This window comes from Roseateles sp. (genome assembly GCF_047654785.1).
Lineage (GTDB): Bacteria > Pseudomonadota > Gammaproteobacteria > Burkholderiales > Burkholderiaceae_C > Pelomonas.
Map to the genome: position 1 here is coordinate 978,312 of NZ_JASGKQ010000001.1, position 20,130 is coordinate 998,441.

Genomic DNA, 20,130 nt, shown 5'->3' on the forward strand with positions numbered 1-20,130 from the left:
AACTATACTGGCCCGTGCGCCCGCAGCCCCGCCGCGCCCGGCCCCGGAAACCCTAGGATGGACGAACAACTTCACTCGTTGCCACGGCGGCTGATCGAGTTGCGCATCGAGCATGCCGACCTCGACGCGCTGGTCGACCGGATGGTCGAACAGCCGCCCGTGGACGAACTGGCGCTGCAGCGGCTGAAGAAGCGCCGCCTCGCGCTGCGCGACATGATCGCCAGGCTGGAAGCCAGCATCGCCCCCGATGACCTCGCCTGAGCTGGACGACTGGCTCGACGCCCTCGACCAGGCCGCCGAGGCGCCCCCGTCCGCCGCCGGCGACGAGCTGGAACAGGCCGTGCGGGCCGCCTTCGACGCGGGCGGGCCGCTGGCGCGGCTGGACCCCGGCTACCGGCCGCGCGAGCCTCAGCTGCAGATGAGCCGCGCCGTCGCGCGCGCGCTGAGCCGCCGCGAGGCCCTGGTCGTCGAGGCCGGCACCGGCGTCGGCAAGACCTTCGCCTACCTCGTGCCAGCGCTGCTGGCCGGCAGCCGGGCGCTGATCAGCACCGCCACCAAGAGCCTGCAGGACCAGCTCTTCCTGCGCGACCTGCCGCGGCTCATGAAGGCGCTGAACACGCCGGTGCGCCTGGCGCTGCTGAAGGGCCGCGGCAGCTACCTGTGCCTGCACCGCATGAAGGAGGCGCGCGTGTCCGGCGAGTTCCCGGACCGCCGCACGGCGCTGGCGCTGGCCCGCGTCGAGCGCTGGGCGCTGGGCACGGCGAGCGGCGACTTCGCCGAGATCGACGGCCTGGACGAGCGCTCGCCCATCATCCCCATCGTCAGCTCCAGCCGCGAGAACTGCCTGGGCCAGGACTGCCCGGACTGGAAGGCCTGCTACGTGGTCAAGGCCCGGCGCGAGGCGATGGAGGCCGACGTCGTCGTGGTCAACCACCACCTGTTCTTCGCCGACGTGTCGCTGCGCGACAGCGGCGTCGCCGAGCTGCTGCCCAGCGTCGAGATCGCCATCTTCGACGAGGCCCACCAGCTCGCCGAGGCCGGCGTGCAGTTCCTCGGCACGCTGCTCGGCACGGCGGCGCTGGTCGACTTCGCGCGCGACCTACTCGCGCAGGGCCTGACCCATGCGCGCGGCGTGCACGACTGGCAGGCGCTGCACGCCGGCATCGAGAAGGCCGCGCGCGAACTGCGCTTGGCCGCCGCCGGCCCGCTGGCCACGGCCGGCCGCGAGCTGCGCGGCACGCTGAAGCTGGGCTGGAAGGAGCGGGCGCAGCAGCCGGGCTTCGCCGCCGCGCTGGCGGGCGTCGGGGTCGCCACGGCCGCCGCGCTGGAGGCGCTGACGGCCGTGCGCGAGGCCGCGCCCGACTTCGCGCGCCTGTGCGAGCGCGCGCAGGAGCTGCACGACCTGGCGCAGGGCTTCGCCGCCGCGCCGGACCCGGGCGACGTGCGCTGGATCGACCTCAGCCCGCACGGCGCGCGCCTGGTCGAGTCGCCGCTGGACATCCGCGAGGCGATGCAGCAGCAGCTGGCGGGGCCGCCGAAGGCCTGGGTGTTCACGTCCGCCACCTTGGGCGACGACGAGCGCCTGAGCTGGTTCACCGAGCCGGCCGGCCTGATGGATGCCGAGGTGCTGCGCGTCGGCAGCCCGTTCGACTACCCGGCCCATGCGCGGCTGTACGTGCCGCGCGGCTTCCCCAAGCCCGCCGATCCCAGCCACCCGCCCAGCGTCGCCTTGCTGGCCTCGCGCTTCGCCCGCGCGCTGGGCGGCCGCACCTTCGTGCTGACCACCACGCTGCGCAACCTGCAGGCCGTGGCCGACGCGCTGCGCGAGCGCTTCGAGGAGGGCGGCGACGCGATCGCGGTGCTGCAGCAGGGCGCGGCGCCCAAGCGCGTGCTGCTGCAGCGCTTCGTGGACGACCCGGCGGCGGTGCTGGTCGGCTCGGCCAGCTTCTGGGAGGGCATCGACGTGCCGGGCGACGCGCTGCAGTGCGTGCTCATCGACAAGCTGCCCTTCCCGCCGCCGAACGACCCGCTGGTCGAGGCGCGCGTGCAGCGGCTGGAGGCCCAGGGCCGCAACGCCTTCGCCGACTACTTCGTCGCCGAGGCGGCCATCGCACTGAAGCAGGGCGCCGGGCGGCTGATCCGCACCGAGACCGACCGCGGCCTGCTGGTGGTCTGCGACCCGCGCATGGCCGGCATGAACTACGGCCGCCGCCTGCGCGCCGCGCTGCCGCCGATGACGCCGGTGGCCAACGAGGCCGAGGCGCTGGCCTGGCTGCAGCGGCTCAACGAAGCGCGGGCCTGACGGCCTGGCGAGGGCCTACCAGAGCTGCCACCAGGGCTTGGTGCGCTTGCTGCCGCCGCTGGCGTACTGGCTGCCGGGGAAGTTCTTGTCCAGCACGCGACGCGCGTCGTCGCGCAGCTGCGTGAGGCCCAGCTTGTCGTAGCTCTCGCCCATGATGAACAGCGCCTCCTCGATGCCGGGCGCGTGCTGGAACTCCGCCACCGCCGACTGCGCGCGGTTGGCCGCGGCCACGTAGGCCTTGCGGTTGTAGTAGTAGCGGGCCACGTGGATCTCGTAGGCGGCCAGCGTGTTGGTGATGAAGTTGATGCGCGTCACCGCCTCGGCCGCGTACCTGGACTCGGGGAACTGCTCGACGAGCTGGCGGAAGGCCAGCAGCGCCTCGCGCGAGGCCTGCTGGTCGCGCTCGGACACGTCCTGGTTGGCCAGGCGGCCGAACAGGCCCAGGTCCTCGTTGAAGTTGACCAGGCCCTTCATGTACAGCGCGTAGTCCATCGCCGGGCTGGACGGGTTGAGCTTGATGAAGCGGTCCAGCGTCGCGATCGCCTGCGCGCGCTCGTTGGTCTTGTAGTAGGCCCAGGCCACGTCCAGCGTGGCCTGCTGGCCCATGGTCGTGCCGGCGGCGCGGCCCTCGATGCGCTCCAGCGACTTGATGGCGCGGTCGTAGCTGCCGGAGCTCAGGTCGTCCTTGGCGTCTGCATACAATTTGTCGAGCGCCGCCTGGGAATTCGGGTCTTCCTTGGCCGTGGAGCCGCAGCCGCTCAGGCCGCCGAGCGCGAGGGCGAGCGAGGCGGTGCCGATCAAGGCATTGAAGACAGCGCGGCCGGCCTGGAATTTCTCAACAAACATGTCTGAAGCTGGGCGGCGGCGCCGTCCCGGTCACACTGAACAATGGGCGCGAAGTATAGGGCGGGGGGTCTGGACGACCCGGAAGACGACGCGGGCGAGGTGGCCGCCGCCGACGGCGTGCCGGAGCGCCGCGCAGCCGAGGTGGACGCCGCCGGCCATGGCGAGCGGCTGGACCGCTGGCTCACGGCGCTGGCGCCGGAGTTCTCCCGCAACCACCTGCAGGCCCTCGTCGAGCGTGGCTGCGTGACGGCCGACGGCCGGCCCGTGGCCAAGCCCGCCCACAAGCTGCGCGCCGGCCAGCGCATCGAGGTCGAGCTGCTGCCCACCGACGAAAGCCGCGCCTTCCGCGCCGAGCCGATGGCGCTGGCGCTGGCCTTCGAGGACGAGCACCTGCTGGTGGTCGACAAGCCGGCGGGCCTGGTCGTGCATCCGGCGGCGGGCAACTGGTCCGGCACGCTGATGAACGGCCTGCTGGCCCACCACCCGGCCGCCGCGACGCTGCCGCGCGCCGGCATCGTGCACCGGCTGGACAAGGACACCAGCGGGCTGATGGTCGTCGGCAAGACGCTGGAGGCCGTCACCGCGCTGACGCGCCGGATCGCCGCGCGCGAGGTCCACCGCGAATACCTCGCGCTGGCCTGGGGCCGGGTGGACGCGGCCTTCACCGTCGAGCAGCCGCTGCGGCGCGACCCGGTGTCGCGCGTGAAGATGGCCGTCGCGCCGGCCGGCCTGGGCAAGCCGGCGCGCACCGACGTGTACCCGCTGGGCGTCGGCGACGTCGGGGGCGGGCGCCCGGTCAGCGCCGTGCACTGCGTGCTGCACACCGGCCGCACGCACCAGATCCGCGTTCACCTGGCGCACCGCGGCCACCCGCTGCTGGCGGACGCGCTGTACGGCGGCGCGGCCGCGCTGGGCCTGGCCCGCCAGGCGCTGCACGCGGCGCGGCTGTCCTTCACGCATCCCGTCACCGGCGAGGCGCTGGCGCTGGCCGCGCCGCTGCCCGCCGACCTCGCCGCCGCGTGGGCCGCGACGGGGGCCGGCGGCCTGCCCGGCTGACGGGGCTACAATGCGCCCCGGTCGTCGGACGCCAGCGCCATGCCTTCGATGCACGGCCGCCGCCGCGGGACTGCAGTTCACGCCCCGAAACCGGCAACCGCTCCCGCTGGTGCGCCCCGCAGCCTGAAGGCCGGGACCGCACCCGGTGCCCGACCCGCCCCAGCCGCCTGACGACCGCGCCACCAGCGCCCAGGCCGGGGCCCACGCCAGAGCTCTGCCCATTGAGGGTGCGAAGTTGAGTTCATGAACACACAGGATGCCAAGCGCGTCCTCGAAACCGCGCTGATCTGCGCCTCGCAGCCGCTGACGCTGCGCGAGATGCGCAGCCTGTTCGCCGACGAGCTGGGCGCCGACACGGTGCGCAGCCTGCTCGACGAGCTGTCCCGCGACTGGGACGGTCGCGGCGTGGAGCTCGTGGCGCTGGCCTCCGGCTGGCGCTTCCAGAGCCGGCCCGAGCTGCGCGAGTACCTCGACCGGCTGCACCCCGAGAAGCCGCCGCGCTACTCGCGCGCCGTGCTGGAGACGCTGGCCATCATTGCCTACCGGCAGCCGGTCACGCGCGGCGACATCGAGGACATCCGCGGCGTCGTCGTCGCCAGCCAGATCGTCAAGCAGTTGGAGGACCGCGGCTGGATCGAGGCCATCGGCCACCGCGAGACGCCCGGCCGCCCGGCGCTGTACGCAACGACCAAGTCCTTCCTCGACGACCTGGGCCTGGCCAGCCTGGAGCAGCTGCCGGCGCTGGACGTCGGCACCGAGCCGCCCGCGTTCGAGGCGCTGCAAGGCCAGCTGCTCGACGCCGCCGACGAGGTGGCCGACACCCCGGCGGCCGACGCCTCGCTGGCCGAGGCCCCGCCCGCCAACCCGCCGGCGCCCGGCCAGAGCCTGTTCGGCGCCGATGGCACGCCGGCACTTCCCCCTTCCGATCCCACCGATCCGCCCCCGCAACCCCAGCACTGACCCGCATGAACGACGTCGCCGATCAAGACAAGCCCCTGCCTCCCGCCGCCGATGCCGGCGTCGTGGCCGACGCGCCCGCCGCGCCCAAGCGCCGCCGCACGACCGCCAAGGCCGCTGCCGATGCCGCGCCCGACGCGGCCGAGGCGCCCGGGGCCGAAGACCCCGCCGCCGTGCCGGTGAAGCGCACGCGCCGCAAGGCCGAGGCCGCGCCGGCCGAGACGGCCGATGCCGCCGAGCTGGCCCAGACGGCCCCGGCCGCGCCGGCCGACGAGGCGCCGCCCGCACCGGCGCGCAAGCGCGCCCCGCGCAAGGCGGCCGCGCCGGCCGACGAGCCGTCCGGCCTGGCGCCCGCCGAGCCCGCCGCGCCCGCGCAGCCGTTCTTCACGCTGGCCGACGACGCGCCGGCCCCGTCGGCGGGCGGCAGCGATGACGGCGACGCCGCCGAAGGCGACGCGGAGGGCGACGACGGCGAACGGGACGGCCGTGGCCGTAACCGCCGCCGCAACCGCAAGGAGCGCGCTGCGGGCGCACCGGGTGCGCCGGGCGAGGGCGGCGGCGAACTGCCGGGCGCCGCGCTGGCGCCGGAACTCGTGGAGGCCGCGGGGGCGCGCTTCGCCGACGTGCTGTCGGGCAACCTGGACGCCGAGTCCGAGGGCCCGGCCGGCGAGCCGCCGGCGCTGCGCCCCGAGCCGGCCACCGAGGCGGCGGACGCCGCGGGCGACGGCGAGGCCCGGCGCGTGCTGGCGCCGGACGCTGACGCGCCCAAGCTGCAGAAGGTGCTGGCGCAATCCGGCATCGGCTCGCGCCGCGACATCGAGGAGTGGATCGCCGAGGGCAAGATCGAGGTGAACGGCGAGGTCGCCCACGTCGGCCAGCGCATCTCGTTCGGCGACCAGGTCAAGGTCAACGGCAAGCCGGTGCGCGTGCGCATCTCGCCGCCGAACCCGCGCATCCTGGCCTACCACAAGCCCACCGGCGAGGTCTCCACCTTCAACGATCCCGAGGGCCGCCCGACCGTGTTCCGCACGCTGCCGCGCGTGCAGGGCCAGAAGTGGCAGTCCGTGGGCCGGCTGGACATCAACACGGAAGGCCTGCTGCTGTTCACGAACTCCGGCGAGCTGGCCAACCAGCTGATGCACCCGCGCTTCGGCGTCGAGCGCGAGTACGCGGCCCGCGTGCTGGGCTCGCTCTCCGACGACCAGCGCACCCGGCTGCTGGAAGGCGTCGGCGTGGACGGCCAGACCGCGTCGTTCAAGAGCATCGAGGACGGCGGCGGCGAAGGCGCCAACCGCTGGTACCGCGTCGTCATCACCGAGGGCCGCAACCGCGAGGTGCGCAAGCTGTTCGAGGCGGTGGGCATGGTGGTGAGCCGGCTGATCCGCATCCGCTACGGCACCGTGGTGCTGCCGCGCGGCCTCAAGCGCGGCGTGTGGGTGGAGCTGGGCGACGACGACGTGCGTGTGATCCGCCGGCTGGCGGGCCACACGCCCGGCGCCGGCCAGGGCCAGGCGCAGGGTCAGGGCCAGCCGGCGCAGGCCCGGCAGAAGGACCGCAACAACCGCCGCGCCGACGGCCGCCATGCCGGCGTCGGCCCGCGCCCGAGCCGCCCGGCCGAGGCGCCGCAGCCGCGCCCCCCGCGCGAGGAGCGCGCGCCGCGCCGGGACGACGACGAGGATGACGATTTCATCCCGCACCACATCAACCCGCTGGAGCAGACCTTCGACCGCCGCCACGCGACCGGCGGCAAGCGCGGCATCCCGCAGGGCTTCGGTGCCGGCGGTAGCCAGCAGCCCAGCCAGCGGCCCGGCAAGGGCGGCAACAAGGGCGGCGGCCCGCGCGAGCCCGACCCGATGCAGACCTCGGTGGGCTACATCGGCGGCGACGCCTACCTGCGCCGCAATGGCGGCGGCGGGGGTGGGGGTGGGGGCCGCGGCGGCAAGGGCGGCGGTGGCGGCCGGTCCGGCGGCGGCTTCGGCGGCCGGCATCGCTGAGCGCAGACCACGAACACCGGGCGATGGGGCAATCGGGGTCATCCCTGAAGGCTACAATCGCCGGCTTTGTCCAATACGCCCCTGCAGGAGAATTCCATGGCGATCGAAACCACCCTGTCCATCATCAAGCCCGATGCCGTGGCGAAGAACGTCATCGGCCAGATCTACGCCCGCTTCGAGGCCGCCGGCCTGAAGATCGTGGCCGCCAAGATGGTGCACCTGTCGCGCGGCGAGGCGGAGGCGTTCTACGCCGTCCACAAGGCCCGCCCGTTCTTCAACGACCTGGTGAACTTCATGATCTCCGGCCCGGTGATGATCCAGGCCCTGCAAGGCGAAGGCGCCATCCTGAAGAACCGCGACCTGATGGGCGCCACCGACCCGAAGAAGGCCGAGAAGGGCACCATCCGCGCCGACTTCGCCGACAGCATCGACGCCAACGCGGTGCACGGCTCGGACGCTGCCGAGACGGCCGCCGTCGAAGTGGCGTTCTTCTTCCCGGGCATGAACGTCTACGCCGCCAAGTAAACCCCCAACGGGGTCGGTGACCCCGGCCCAGGATCTTCGTATGGACGCGGTCAACCTGCTCGGTTTCGATCTGCCAGGCCTGGCCGCCTACTGCGAGCAACTGGGCGAAAAGAAGTTCCGTGCGACCCAGCTGTTCCGCTGGATCCACCAGAAGGGCGCGTCGGACTTCGACCAGATGTCCGACCTCGCCAAGTCCCTGCGCGAGAAGCTCAAGGGCCGGGCCCGGGTTGCGGCGCTGCCGGTGATCTCGGAGCATGTGTCGAGCGACGGCACGATCAAGTGGCTGTTCGACGTCGGCGCCGGCAATGCGGTCGAGGCCGTCTTCATTCCCGAGGACGACCGCGGCACCCTGTGCATCTCCAGCCAGGCCGGCTGCGCGGTGGGCTGCCGTTTCTGCTCGACCGGCCACCAGGGCTTCAGCCGCAACCTGACGACGGCCGAGATCACGGCCCAGCTGTGGTTTGCCGAGCATTCGCTGCGCAAGCGCCTGAATCGCCCGCCGGGCCGCCCCCAGGGCGATTCGCCCCCCCGGGGGGCGGCGTCGGCACGCCGGCGACCGGGGGCGCCAGGTCCACCGACGAACGGATCATTTCGAACGTCGTGATGATGGGCATGGGCGAGCCGCTGCAGAACTACGACCAGCTCGTACCGGCGCTGCGGACCATGCTGGACGACCACGGCTACGGCCTGAGCCGCCGCCGCGTGACCGTCTCCACCTCGGGCGTCGTGCCGATGATCGACCGGCTGCGCGAGGATTGCCCGGTGGCGCTGGCCGTCAGCCTGCACGCGCCGACCGACCCGCTGCGCGACCAGCTCGTGCCGCTGAACAAGAAATATCCGATCGCCGAGCTGCTGGATGCCTGCAGGCGCTACCTGGAGAAGGCGCCGCGCGACTTCATCACCTTCGAGTACTGCATGCTGCAGGAGGTGAACGACGCGCCCGAGCAGGCGCGTGAACTGGCCAGGCTGCTCAAGAACAATGTCAGCTGCAAGATCAACCTGATCCCGTTCAACCCGTTTCCGGCGTCGGGCCTCATTCGCAGCACGAATGCGCGCGTGCAGGCCTTCGCCGAGGTGCTGATCCAGGCCGGCATCGTCACGACGGTGCGCAAGACGCGCGGCGACGACATCGACGCCGCCTGCGGCCAGCTCGCCGGCGAGGTGCAGGACCGCACCCGCGCGCATATCCGCATGGTCAGGGCCCCGGTGACGGTGGCCAAATCCGCCTGACGCGCCCCCGCGCCCAACCCGAGGATCCGATGAAGCGACTGCTGACCGTCCTGTCCGCCGTGCTGCTGGCCGCCTGTGCCGGCACCGGGACCGCGCCCGCCGCCGACCGCGAGATCAGGACCGACTCGGACCAGACCGACGCCGACCGCCGCGCCGGCATCCGGCTGGAGCTGGCGCAGGGCTATTTCTCGCGCGGCCAGTTCAGCACCGCGCTGGACGAGCTCAAGCTCGCGCTGCAGGCCAAGCCCGACATGCGCGAGGCCGTGAACCTGCGCGGCCTCATCTACGGTGCGATGGGCGAGACCCAGCTGGCCGAGGACGCCTTCCGCCGCGCGCTGGCGGTCTACCCCAACGACCCTGACACGCTGCACAACTACGGCTGGTTCATGTGCCAGCAGCAGCGCTGGCCGACGGCGGACGCGCTGTTCGACCAGGCGCTGGCCCAGCCCGGCTACCGCGCGCCCGCGCGCACGCTGCTGGCCAAGGGCGTGTGCGAGGCCCGCTCCGGCCGCATGGCGGTGGCCGAGAAGACGCTGGCCCGCGCTTTCGAGATGGACGCGGGCAACCCGGCCATCGCGGTCAACCTGTCCGAGGTGCTCTACCGCAACCGCGAGCTGGAGCGCGCGCGCTTCTACGTGAGGCGCGTCAACGCGCAGCCGGAGCAGGCCAATGCGCAGAGCCTGTGGCTGGAGCTGCGCATCGAGCGCAAGCTGGGCAACCAGGCGCAGGTGGACGAGCTCGCGCTGCAGCTGCGCCGCCAACATCCCCAGTCCCGCGAGACCCAGTTGCTGGACGCGGGCCGCTACGACGACTAGAAGCAGACGATGGAACCCATTTCCGAGGGACGCGACACGCCGCAGGGCGCCACCGCCGGTGCGTGGCTGCGCAACGCCCGCCAGCAGCGCGGCCTGCACATCGCCGCGCTGGCGGTCACGCTGAAGGTGCCGCAGGCCAAGCTGGAGGCGCTGGAGGCCGACCGCTGGGACGAGCTGCCCGATACCACCTTCGCCCGTGCGCTGGCCACGGCGATGTGCCGCGTGCTGAAGGTGGACCCGGCGCCCGCGCTGGCGCTGATGCCGCGCACCGGCCAGGAATTCGACGTGCGCCCGGGCCTGAACCAGCCCTACCGCGAGCGCGGCGCCGGCCCGATCGACGGCAGCGTGCTGGCGCTGCTGCGGCGGCCGGTGGCCTGGGGCCTGGCGCTGCTGCTGCTGGCCGCCGCCGCCATCTACTGGGTGCCGGCGGGCTGGGTGTCCGAGCGCGGCGGCGCGGCCTCGGCCCCGGCCGTGGCGGACGAGGGGCCCGCCGCCAGCGCGCCGCCGGCCGAGTTCATCGCGGCACCGTCGGCGCCCGTCGCGTCGGAACCGGCCGCGTCGGCGTCGGCGGCGGCCTCCCAGCCGGCGGCCGCCAGTGCGCCGCCGCCCGGGCGCGAGGCTGCGGCGTCGGCGCCGGCCGGCCTGGCGCTGCGCGTCGCGGCCAGCGCGGACAGCTGGATCGAGGTCGTCGACGGCGCGGGCCAGACGCTGCTGTCGCGCGTGCTGCTGGCCGGCGAGCAGCAGGAGCTGCGCGGCGCCTTGCCCTACAAGGTGCGCGTGGGCAACGTCGGCGGCACGCGGCTCGAATGGCGCGGCGGCGCCGTGGACCTGGCCCCGCACGCCAGCAACAACGTCGCTCGACTGGAGTTGAACTGATGGGCGAACACATCATTCCCGAGGCCGCGCCCGCCGCGCGGCGCAGCCGCCAGGCCCGCGTCGCCTGGGGCGGGCGCGTCGTCACGCTGGGCGGCGACGCGCCGGTGCGCGTGCAGTCGATGACCAACACCGACACGGTGGACGCCGTCGGCACCGCCATCCAGATCAAGGAGCTGGCCATCGCCGGCTCGGAGCTGGTGCGCATCACCGTCAACACGCCCGAGGCGGCCGACGCCGTGCCCTACATCCGCGAGCAGCTCGACCGCATGGGCATCGACGTGCCGCTGGTGGGCGACTTCCACTACAACGGCCACCGGCTGCTGACCGAGCACCCGGCGATGGCCCAGGCGCTGTCCAAGTACCGCATCAACCCCGGCAACGTCGGCAAGGGCGAGAAGAAGGACCGGCAGTTCGCGCAGATGGTCGAGGCCGCCATCAAGTACGACAAGGTCGTGCGCATCGGCGTCAACTGGGGCAGCCTGGATCAGGAGCTGCTCGCGCAGTTCATGGACGAGAACGCGCGCCGCGCCCAGCCCTGGGACGCCAAGCCGGTCATGTACCAGGCGCTGGTCGAATCGGCGCTGACTTCGGCGGCCTACGCCCGCGAGCTGGGCATGAACCCGGACAACATCATCATCAGCTGCAAGGTCAGCGGCGTGCAGGACCTGATCTCGGTCTACCGCGAACTGGCCCGCCGCTGCGACTACGCGCTGCACCTGGGCCTGACCGAGGCCGGCATGGGCACCAAGGGCACGGTGGCGTCCAGCGTCGCGTTGGGCATCCTCGCGCAGGAAGGCATCGGCGACACCATCCGCGTCAGCCTGACGCCGCAGCCGGGCGAGCCGCGCACGCAGGAGGTGGTCGTCGCGCTCGAGATCCTGCAGGCGCTGGGCCTGCGCCACTTCAACCCGAGCGTGACCGCCTGCCCGGGCTGCGGCCGCACGACCAGCACCACCTTCCAGGAGCTGGCCAAGCAGATCGACGACTTCCTGCGTTTACAGATGCCCGTGTGGCGCAGCAAATACCCGGGCGTCGAGGAGATGAAGGTGGCCGTCATGGGCTGCATCGTCAACGGCCCGGGCGAGAGCAAGCATGCCGACATCGGCATCAGCCTGCCCGGCACCGGCGAGGCGCCGGCCGCGCCCGTCTTCATCGACGGCCAGAAGGCGCTGACGCTGCGCGGCGACAACATCGCGCAGGAGTTCCACGCGCTGGTCGAGGACTACATCGAGAAGCGCTTCGGCGCCAAGGCCGCGGCCTGAACACGGATCCCATGAGCGAGAACAAGAAAGTGCAGCCCCTGCAGGCCGTCAAGGGCATGAACGACATCCTGCCGCCGGAATCGGCGCGCTGGGAGGCGCTGGAGGCGACGATGCGCGGCGTGCTGGCGCGCTACGGCTACCAGAACGTGCGCGTGCCCATCGTCGAGCCGACGGCGCTGTTCGTGCGTGGCATCGGCGAGGTGACCGACATCGTCGAGAAGGAGATGTACGCCTTCGAGGACCGCGCCGACAAGCACGGCCAGGCCGAGCACCTGGCGCTGCGGCCCGAGGGCACGGCCGGCGTCGTGCGCGCGATGATCGAGCACAGCTACCTGCGCGACGCGCCGCGGCGGCTGTACTACGTCGGCCCGATGTTCCGCCGCGAGAAGCCGCAGAAGGGCCGCTACCGGCAGTTCCACCAGATGGGCATCGAGGCGCTGGGCTTCGCCGGCCCGGACGTGGACGCCGAGGTCATCCTGCTGGCGCGCGCGCTGTGGCGCGAGCTGGGGCTGAAGGAGGGCGAGGACGTCGCGCTGGAGATCAACTGCCTGGGCCAGCCCGAGGAGCGCCGCGCGCACCGGGAGGCGCTGGTCGCCCACCTGGAGCGGCACCGGGACGTGCTGGACGAGGAGGCCCAGGCCCGCATGTACAGCAACCCGCTGCGCGTGCTGGACACCAAGAACCCGGCGATGCAGGCCATGGCCGAGGGGGCGCCCAAGCTGCTGGACTTCCTCGGCGAGGCCTCGCTCGCGCACTTCAACGGCGTGCGCGCGCTGCTGGACGCGGTGGGCCTGGCCTACCGCATCAACCCGCGCCTGGTGCGCGGGCTGGACTACTACAACCTCACCGTGTTCGAGTGGGTGACGACCAAGCTCGGCGCCCAGGGCACCGTCTGCGCCGGCGGCCGCTACGACGGCCTGATCGAGCAGCTGGGCGGCAAGCCGGCGCCGGCCGTGGGCTTCGGCATGGGCCTGGAGCGGCTGCTGCTGCTGCTGGAGACGCTGGGCCTGCAGGCGCCCGCCGCGGCGCCGGACGCCTATGCCGTGGTGCCCGACCCGGCCGAGCTGCCGCGCATCCTGCCCGCGCTGGAGGCGCTGCGCGCGGCCGGCGTGTCGGTGCAGATGCATGCCGGCGGCGGCTCGTTCAAGTCGCAGTTCAAGAAGGCCGATGCCAGCGGCGCGCGCTTCGCGCTGGTGTTCGGCGCCGACGAGCTGGCGCGCGGCGAGGTGGCCGTCAAGCCGCTGCGCGACGGCGCCGAACAGGCCGCCCGCCCGCTCGCCGGCGTGGCCGCCTGGGCGGCCGAATTGCGCACCGCATAATCCCGGGCCTTCGCCCGCACACCGCTGTATTCCCTCCCATGGCATCGCATCTCGACCTCGAAGAACAAGAACAACTCGACCAGCTCAAGGCCTTCTGGAAGCGCTGGGGCAACCTGATCACCTGGGTGCTGACGGCCGTGCTGGCCGTGTTCGCGGCCTGGCAGGGCTGGAACTGGTACCAGCGCGACCAGGCCGCCAAGGCCGCCGCGATGTACGAGGAGTTCGACAAGGCGCTGGCCGCGCAGGACCTGGACAAGGCCGCCGCCGCCGTGGGCGACCTGCAGTCGCGCTACCCCGGCACCGCGTTCGCGGCCCAGGCCGGCCTGCAGGTCGCCAGGCTGCAGCTCGACAAGGACAAGGCCGGCGACGCCCGCCAGAGCCTGGCCTGGGTGGCCGAGCACGGCTCGCAGGACCCCTACCGTGACCTCGCCCGCCTGCGCCTGGCCGGCCTGCAGCTCGATGCCAAGGCCTGGGCCGACGCCGCCAAGACGCTGGACGCGGTCAAGTCCGCCGAGTTCGCCGGCCTGGTGGCCGACCGCCGCGGCGATGCGCTGCTGCTGCAGGACCAGCGCGACGCCGCGAAGGCCGAATACCAGAAGGCGCTGGCCGCGCTGGACAAGAAGGACGACTACCGCCGCATCGTCGAGGCCAAGCTCGCGACGCTGGGCGTGCCCACGGCCGTCGAGGCCGCCGGAGTGCCGCAATGAAGCGCCTCGCCCTGATCGCCGCGCTGGCGGCCGCGCTGTCCGGCTGCTCCACCTGGAACTCCTGGTTCGGCGACGACAAGAACAAGCCCGCCGCGCTGGAGGCGCTGTCCGGCCCCGACACCGGCCGCGTCGCCTGGAGCGCCAAGGGTGACGGCATCGGCTTCCCGCTCAGCATCGCCACGCCGGGAGACCGCTTCGTCGTCGCCGGCAGCGACGGCGGCGTGCGCGCGCTGGCCGCCGCGGACGGCCGCGAGCTGTGGCGCGGCGAGGCCGGCGCCAAGCTGCTGGCCGGCGTCGGCAGCGACGGCCGCTTCGCCGCGGTGGTCAACCGCGACAACGAACTCGTCGTGCTGGACGGCGGCCGCCTGGCCTGGAAGAAGGCGCTGCCCACGCCCGTCATCGCCGCGCCGCTGGTGGCCGGCGAGCGCGTCTTCGCACTGACGCTGGACCGCCAGGTGCTGGCCTTCGATGCGCTGGACGGCCGCAAGATCTGGGAGCTGAAGCGCCCCGGCGAGCCGCTGACGCTGGCCAAGGCCGGCGTGCTGACGGCCTACAAGGACACGCTGGTGGTCGGCCAGGGCGCGCGCCTGGCGGGCATCGACCCGCTGCGGGGCGAGCTGCGCTGGGAGGCCAGCGTGGCCACGTCGCGCGGCACCAACGAGGTGGAGCGCCTGGCCGACCTGGTCGGCCCGGCCGTGCGCCAGGGCGAGGTGATCTGCGCGCGCGCCTTCCAGGCGGCCGTGGGCTGCGTGAACGCCGAGCGCGGCAGCGCGCTGTGGAGCCGCATCACGGGCGGCACCAACGGCATCGGCGCGGACGACCAGGTCGTCGTCGCCGGCGACGCGTCCGACCGCCTGTCGGCCTGGCGTTTGTCCAACGGCGACCTGGCCTGGTCGGGCGACCAGTTCCAGCACCGCAAGCTCTCCGAGCCGGTGCTGCTCGGCAAGCAGGTGCTGGTGGGCGACTTCGAGGGCTACGTCCACCTGCTGGACCGCGACACCGGCAAGACGCGCTCGCGCCTGCCCACCGACGGCTCCCCGGTCGTCGCCGTCACGCGGCTGAACGACACCGTGCTGGTCGCCACCCGCAGCGGCGGCCTGTTCGCCATCCAGGCCGAGTAAGCCCGCGCATGAAGCCCGTGATCGCCCTGGTCGGCCGCCCCAACGTGGGCAAGTCGACGCTGTTCAACCGCCTGACCAAGTCGCGCGACGCGATCGTCGCCGACTTCGCCGGCCTGACGCGCGACCGCCACTACGGCGACGGCCGCCTGGGCGACCGCGAGTTCATCGTCATCGACACCGGCGGCTTCGAGCCCGACAGCAGCACCGGCATCGTCAAGGAGATGGCCAAGCAGACCAAGCAGGCGGTCGCCGAGGCCGACGCGGTCATCTTCGTCGTCGATGTCCGCCTGGGCCTGTCGGCGCACGACAGCGACATCGCCCGCTACCTGCGCAGCGTCAACAAGCGGGTGCACCTGGCCGTCAACAAGGCCGAGGGCATGAGCGAGTCGCCGCTGCTGGCCGAGTTCCACGAGCTGGGCATGGGCGAGCCGCACCCGATCTCGTCGGCGCACGGCCAGGGCATCCGCAGCCTGCTGGACGCGGTGCTGGAGCCCTTCGAGGACACCCGCGAGGAGTTCGGCGCCGGCCCGCAGCAGGACGGCGTGATCCGCCTGGCCGTGGCCGGCCGCCCGAACGTGGGCAAGAGCACGCTGATCAACACCTGGCTGGGCGAGGAGCGCCTGGTCGCCTTCGACATGCCCGGCACCACGCGCGACGCGATCGCGGTGGACTTCGAGCGCAACGGCCAGAAGTTCAAGCTCATCGACACCGCCGGCCTGCGCCGCAAGGGCCGGGTGTTCGAGGCCATCGAGAAGTTCTCGGTCGTCAAGACGCTGCAGGCCATCGCCGACGCCCACGTCGTGCTGCTGCTGCTGGACGCCACCCAGGGCGTGACCGACCAGGACGCCCACATCGCCGGCTACATCCTCGACAGCGGCCGCGCCGTCGTGCTGGCCGTCAACAAGTGGGACGCGGTGGACGCCTACCAGCGCGAGACGCTGCAGCGCCAGATCGAGCAGCGCCTGGCCTTCCTGAAGTTCGCGCCGCTGCACCGCATCTCGGCGCTGAAGCGGCAAGGCCTGTCGGCGCTGTGGAACGCGATGGCCGACGCCTACGCCTCGGCCTACCGCAAGATGACCACGCCGGTGCTGACCCGCCTGATCCAGGAAGCGGTGGAGCACCAGCAGCCCAAGCGCTCGGGCGTGTCGCGGCCCAAGATGCGCTACGCCCACCAGGGCGGCCAGAACCCGCCCATCGTCGTCATCCACGGCAACGCGCTGGACGGCGTGACCGAGGTCTACAAGCGCTACCTGGAAGGCCGCATCCGCGCGCACTACAAGCTGGTCGGCACGCCGCTGAAGATCGAGCTGCGTTCTTCGAAGAATCCCTTCGACGAAAAGACCTAGCGCGCGTCCGGGTCCGGCAAAACCCTGTGTTAAGGTCGCCCACCCAACCCCTTCTCCCGACAACTCGGAGCATACCGATGAGCAACAAAGGCCAACTTTTGCAGGACCCCTTTTTGAACCTGCTGCGCAAAGAGCATGTGCCGGTCTCGATCTACCTGGTCAACGGCATCAAGCTGCAAGGCCACATCGAGTCCTTTGACCAGTACGTCGTGCTGCTGCGCAACACCGTGACGCAGATGGTCTACAAGCACGCGATCTCCACCGTCGTGCCCGGCCGCGCGGTCAACTTCCACGCTGGCGACGCGCCGGCGAACCCCTGATCCCTTGTCCCCGACGTCATCCCACGACGACGCGCCGCCCTCCGAGGCGGCGCGCGCCATTCTTGTGGGCGTCGATTTCGGACGCCATTCGGCCCGGCAGGGCTTCGACGAAAGTCTGGACGAGCTGGCGCTGCTGGCCGAGTCGGCGGGCGACACGCCGGTCGCCAAGGTCATCGCCCGCCGGCCGGCGCCCGACGCGGCGCTGTTCGTCGGCTCCGGCAAGGCCGACGAGATCAAGCTGCTGGTGCAGGCCCACCAGGCCCACACGGTGCTGTTCGACCAGGCCATCTCGCCCGCCCAGCAGCGCAACCTCGAACGGGTGCTGGGCGTGCCCGTGGCCGACCGCACGGCGCTGATCCTGGAGATCTTCGCGGCCCGCGCGCAGAGCCACGAGGGCAAGCTGCAGGTGGAGCTGGCGCGGCTGCAGTACCTGGCCACGCGCCTGGTGCGGCGCTGGAGCCACCTGGAACGCCAGAGCGGCGGCATCGGCATGCGCGGCGGCCCCGGCGAGGCCCAGATCGAGCTGGACCGCCGCATGATCGACGACCGCATCAAGCAGACCAAGGAACGCCTGAAGCGCGTGCAGCGCCAGCGCAGCACGCAGCGGCGTTCGCGCTCGCGCAACGGCGTGTTCAAGGTCTCGCTGGTGGGCTACACGAACGCGGGCAAGAGCACGCTGTTCAACGCGCTGACCAAGGCGCGCGCCTATGCGGCCAACCAGCTGTTCGCCACGCTGGACACCACCACCCGCTCGCTCTACCTGGAGCAGGCCGGCGCCAGCGTGTCGCTGTCCGACACGGTGGGCTTCATCCGCGACCTGCCGCACAAGCTCGTCGAGGCCTTCCGTGCGACGCTGCAGGAGGCGGCCGACGCCGACCTGCTGCTGCACGTGGTGGACGCCGCCAGCCCGGTGCTGGACGAGCAGATGGCCGAGGTCGAGCGCGTGCTGGCCGAGATCGGCGCGGCCGGCGTGCCGCAAATCCTGGTCTACAACAAGCAGGACCTGCTGGCCGACGACCAGCGCCCGCGCGAGATCGTCGACGCCGTGCTGCGCCCCGCGGGCGGCACCGCGCCGACGCCGCGCGTGTTCGTCAGCGCCCGGGGCGGCGCCGGCCTGGCCGAGCTGCGCCAACTGATCGCCGTGGCCATGCAGGCCCGGCCCTTGATTCCCGACGAGCGGGACCCACGTTTCGACGTCGAGCCGTCGGACGGTCCCGAGTCTTCTTCCTCAGTCCCTTCCCAGGCATGAGCAGCACTTTCCACACCCCGCCCCGCAGCCCCTCCTGGGTCCGGCGCCTGATGACGCCGGTGGCCCGCGCCGCCGGCCGGCTGCTGAACAACGGCCGCAACGACGGCCCGCCCGACCTCGACGAGCTCTGGCGCGACTTCAACCGCAAGCTCTCCGGCATGTTCGGCGGCAAGCCCGGCGGCCCCACCGGCCCGGCCGGCGGCACCGGCGGCGGCGTGCCCGACATGAAGGGCGCGGGCATCGGCGCCGGGCTGATCGCCGGCGTGGTCGCGCTGGGCTGGCTGGGCAGCGGCTTCTTCATCGTGCAGGAAGGCCAGCAGGGCGTCGTCACGTCCTTCGGCAAATACAGCAAGACCGTGGAAGCCGGCTTCCAGTGGCGGCTGCCCTATCCGTTCCAGCAGCACGAGATCGTGTCGGTCACGCAGCTGCAGCAGGTCGAGGTGGGGCGCAACTCGGTCGTGGCCGCCACCGGCCTGCGCGACTCGTCGATGCTGACGCAGGACGAGAACATCGTCGACATCCGCTTCACGGTGCAGTACACGATCAAGGACGCCCGCGAGTTCCTGTTCGAGAACCGCGAGCCCAGGGACGCCGTGATGCTGGCCGCCGAGTCGGCGGTGCGCGAGATCGTCGGCAAGAGCACGATGGACTCGGTGCTGTACGAGCAGCGCGACGTCATCGCGGTGGACCTGGCCAAGTCCATCCAGGCGCAGCTGGACCGCCTGAAGGCCGGCATCCTGATCAAGAACGTCAACGTGCAGAGCGTGCAGCCGCCCGAGCAGGTGCAGGCCGCGTTCGACGACGCCTTCAAGGCCAACGCCAACCGCGAGCAGCTGAAGAACGAGGCCCAGGCCTACGCCAACGAGGTGATCCCGCGCGCGCAGGGCGAGGCCGCCAAGCTGCGCGAGCAGGCGCAGGGCTACAAGGCCCGCGTCGTCGCCACCGCCGAGGGCGACGCCGAGCGCTTCAAGAGCGTGCTGGCCGAGTACCAGAAGGCGCCGCAGGTCACGCGCGACCGCCTCTACATCGACGCGATGCAGCAGGTCTACAGCAATGTCAGCAAGGTCATGGTGGACAGCAGGAGCGGCTCCAACATGCTCTACCTGCCGCTGGACAAGCTGCTGCAGCAGGGCGGCAGCGGCAGCGTGACGGTGTCCGCGCCGGCAGCCCGCGAGCCTGCCCGAGTCCGCGCAGGTGCCGGCCGCCGCCGACCTGCGCGGCCGTGACAACCTGCGCAGCCGCGACGGCCGCTGACCGAGGAAGCCCCCCATGAACCGTATTGCCGCCATCGTCGCCGGCGCGCTCGTCGTCCTGATGCTGCTGTCGTCGACGCTCTTCATCGTCGACCAGCGCCAGTTCGCCGCCGTCGGCCATGCGCTCGGTGAGATCAAGGAAGTCATCACCGAGCCGGGCCTGAAGTTCAAGCTGCCGCCGCCGCTGCAGAACGTCGTGCTGCTGGACCGCCGCGTGCAGACGCTGGACAGCCCCGAGTCGCGCCCCATCTTCACGGCCGAGAAGAAGAGCCTGGTCATCGACTGGCTCATCAAGTGGCGCATCGCCGAGCCGCGCCAGTTCATCCGCAACAGCGGCGCCGACATCCGCAACGTCGAGAACCGGCTGGCGCCGGTCGTGCAGGCCGCCTTCAACGAAGAGGTCACCAAGCGCACCGTCATCGCCGTGCTGTCCACCGAGCGCGAGAAGGTGATGAGCGACGTGCGCAAGCGCCTGACCGACGAGGCCGCGCAGTTCGGCATCGAGGTCGTCGACGTGCGCATCAAGCGTGTGGACTTCGCCTCGGGCATCACCGAATCGGTCTACCGGCGCATGGAGTCCGAGCGCAAGCGCGTGGCCAACGAGGCGCGCTCCACCGGCGCGGCCGAGGGCGACAAGATCCGCGCCGACGCCGACCGCCAGCGCGAGATCATCGTCTCCGAGGCCTACCGCGACGCGCAGAAGGCCATGGGCGAGGGCGACTGGGCCTCGGCGCTGTACGCCGATGCTCGGCCGCGACCCGAACTTCGCCCAGTTCTACCGCTCGCTCGACGGCCTACAAGGCCAGCTTCCGGAACAAGAGCGACGTGATGGTCGTCGACCCGAACAGCGACTTCTTCAAGGCCATGCGCGGGGCCGGCCCCGCCGCCGCAGCGGCGCGCAAGTGAACGAGTGGCTGGCCGCGCTGGCGCTGGTGCTGGTCATCGAGGGGCT

At 72.2% G+C, this 20,130-nt stretch carries 16 protein-coding genes and 3 pseudogenes; 18 read left to right on the forward strand and 1 reads right to left on the reverse strand.

Annotation, left to right across the window (positions count from 1 at the left end; all coding sequences use genetic code 11):
- Positions 1-57: 57 nt before the first annotated feature.
- On the forward strand, positions 58-261 hold the full coding sequence (locus QM788_RS04615) for a YdcH family protein (RefSeq protein WP_415660271.1): 204 nt from the start codon (positions 58-60) through the stop codon (positions 259-261).
- Positions 248-2,302 carry an ATP-dependent DNA helicase gene (locus tag QM788_RS04620; protein ID WP_415660272.1) on the forward strand — a complete coding sequence of 685 codons (2,055 nt, stop codon included), beginning with the start codon at positions 248-250 and terminating at the stop codon, positions 2,300-2,302. Before QM788_RS04615 ends, QM788_RS04620 begins: the two co-directional genes overlap by 14 nt.
- A 15-nt stretch (positions 2,303-2,317) precedes the next feature.
- On the opposite strand, the gene QM788_RS04625 is transcribed toward QM788_RS04620, so the two are convergent.
- Positions 2,318-3,148, reverse strand: coding sequence for an outer membrane protein assembly factor BamD (locus QM788_RS04625; protein WP_415660273.1), 831 nt, complete (start codon positions 3,146-3,148; stop codon positions 2,318-2,320).
- Positions 3,149-3,190: 42 nt separating this feature from the next.
- On the opposite strand from QM788_RS04625, the gene QM788_RS04630 reads away from it, so the two are divergent.
- The 16 genes and pseudogenes from QM788_RS04630 (at position 3,191) to hflC (ending at position 20,084) form a co-directional block, all read left to right on the forward strand.
- A complete protein-coding gene (locus tag QM788_RS04630) occupies positions 3,191-4,204 on the forward strand; it encodes an RluA family pseudouridine synthase (RefSeq protein WP_415660274.1) in 1,014 nt (337 codons plus the stop codon).
- Positions 4,205-4,447: 243 nt separating this feature from the next.
- Positions 4,448-5,164: an SMC-Scp complex subunit ScpB gene (gene scpB, locus QM788_RS04635; protein WP_415660275.1), complete on the forward strand. Its 717-nt coding sequence runs from the start codon at positions 4,448-4,450 to the stop codon at positions 5,162-5,164.
- A 5-nt stretch (positions 5,165-5,169) separates the two neighbouring features.
- The gene (gene rluB / locus QM788_RS04640) at positions 5,170-7,155 is read left to right on the forward strand and encodes a 23S rRNA pseudouridine(2605) synthase RluB (protein WP_415660276.1); all 1,986 of its coding nucleotides are present in this window, start codon (positions 5,170-5,172) and stop codon (positions 7,153-7,155) included.
- Positions 7,156-7,251: 96 nt separating this feature from the next.
- The gene (gene ndk / locus QM788_RS04645; protein WP_415660277.1) at positions 7,252-7,680 is read left to right on the forward strand and encodes a nucleoside-diphosphate kinase; all 429 of its coding nucleotides are present in this window, start codon (positions 7,252-7,254) and stop codon (positions 7,678-7,680) included.
- A gap of 40 nt (positions 7,681-7,720) precedes the next feature.
- A pseudogene (gene rlmN, locus QM788_RS04650) lies at positions 7,721-8,910 on the forward strand (23S rRNA (adenine(2503)-C(2))-methyltransferase RlmN).
- A 29-nt stretch (positions 8,911-8,939) separates the two neighbouring features.
- Positions 8,940-9,725: a type IV pilus biogenesis/stability protein PilW gene (gene pilW, locus QM788_RS04655; protein WP_415660278.1), complete on the forward strand. Its 786-nt coding sequence runs from the start codon at positions 8,940-8,942 to the stop codon at positions 9,723-9,725.
- A gap of 9 nt (positions 9,726-9,734) precedes the next feature.
- Complete coding sequence (locus QM788_RS04660; protein ID WP_415660279.1) at positions 9,735-10,601, forward strand: helix-turn-helix domain-containing protein; 867 nt, start codon at positions 9,735-9,737, stop codon at positions 10,599-10,601.
- Positions 10,601-11,863 carry a flavodoxin-dependent (E)-4-hydroxy-3-methylbut-2-enyl-diphosphate synthase gene (gene ispG / locus QM788_RS04665; protein WP_415660280.1) on the forward strand — a complete coding sequence of 421 codons (1,263 nt, stop codon included), beginning with the start codon at positions 10,601-10,603 and terminating at the stop codon, positions 11,861-11,863. Before QM788_RS04660 ends, ispG begins: the two co-directional genes overlap by 1 nt.
- An 11-nt stretch (positions 11,864-11,874) precedes the next feature.
- Entirely contained in the window at positions 11,875-13,182 is a 1,308-nt protein-coding gene (gene hisS / locus QM788_RS04670) for a histidine--tRNA ligase (protein WP_415660281.1), read from the forward strand.
- Positions 13,183-13,220: 38 nt separating this feature from the next.
- Positions 13,221-13,889: a YfgM family protein gene (locus QM788_RS04675; protein WP_415660282.1), complete on the forward strand. Its 669-nt coding sequence runs from the start codon at positions 13,221-13,223 to the stop codon at positions 13,887-13,889.
- A complete protein-coding gene (bamB, locus tag QM788_RS04680; protein WP_415660283.1) occupies positions 13,886-15,010 on the forward strand; it encodes an outer membrane protein assembly factor BamB in 1,125 nt (374 codons plus the stop codon). The genes QM788_RS04675 and bamB overlap by 4 nt, the downstream gene beginning before the upstream one ends.
- 8 nt (positions 15,011-15,018) lie before the next feature.
- Complete coding sequence (gene der / locus QM788_RS04685; RefSeq protein ID WP_415660284.1) at positions 15,019-16,356, forward strand: ribosome biogenesis GTPase Der; 1,338 nt, start codon at positions 15,019-15,021, stop codon at positions 16,354-16,356.
- Positions 16,357-16,433: 77 nt separating this feature from the next.
- Positions 16,434-16,676, forward strand: a complete 243-nt coding sequence (gene hfq / locus QM788_RS04690; protein WP_415660285.1) for an RNA chaperone Hfq — start codon at positions 16,434-16,436, stop codon at positions 16,674-16,676.
- Between the two features lie 4 nt (positions 16,677-16,680).
- A complete protein-coding gene (gene hflX / locus QM788_RS04695; protein ID WP_415660286.1) occupies positions 16,681-17,925 on the forward strand; it encodes a GTPase HflX in 1,245 nt (414 codons plus the stop codon).
- A gap of 50 nt (positions 17,926-17,975) precedes the next feature.
- Positions 17,976-19,179: pseudogene (gene hflK / locus QM788_RS04700) on the forward strand (FtsH protease activity modulator HflK).
- 15 nt (positions 19,180-19,194) lie between these two features.
- Positions 19,195-20,084 (forward strand): annotated as a pseudogene (gene hflC / locus QM788_RS04705) (protease modulator HflC).
- Positions 20,085-20,130: the final 46 nt, after the last annotated feature.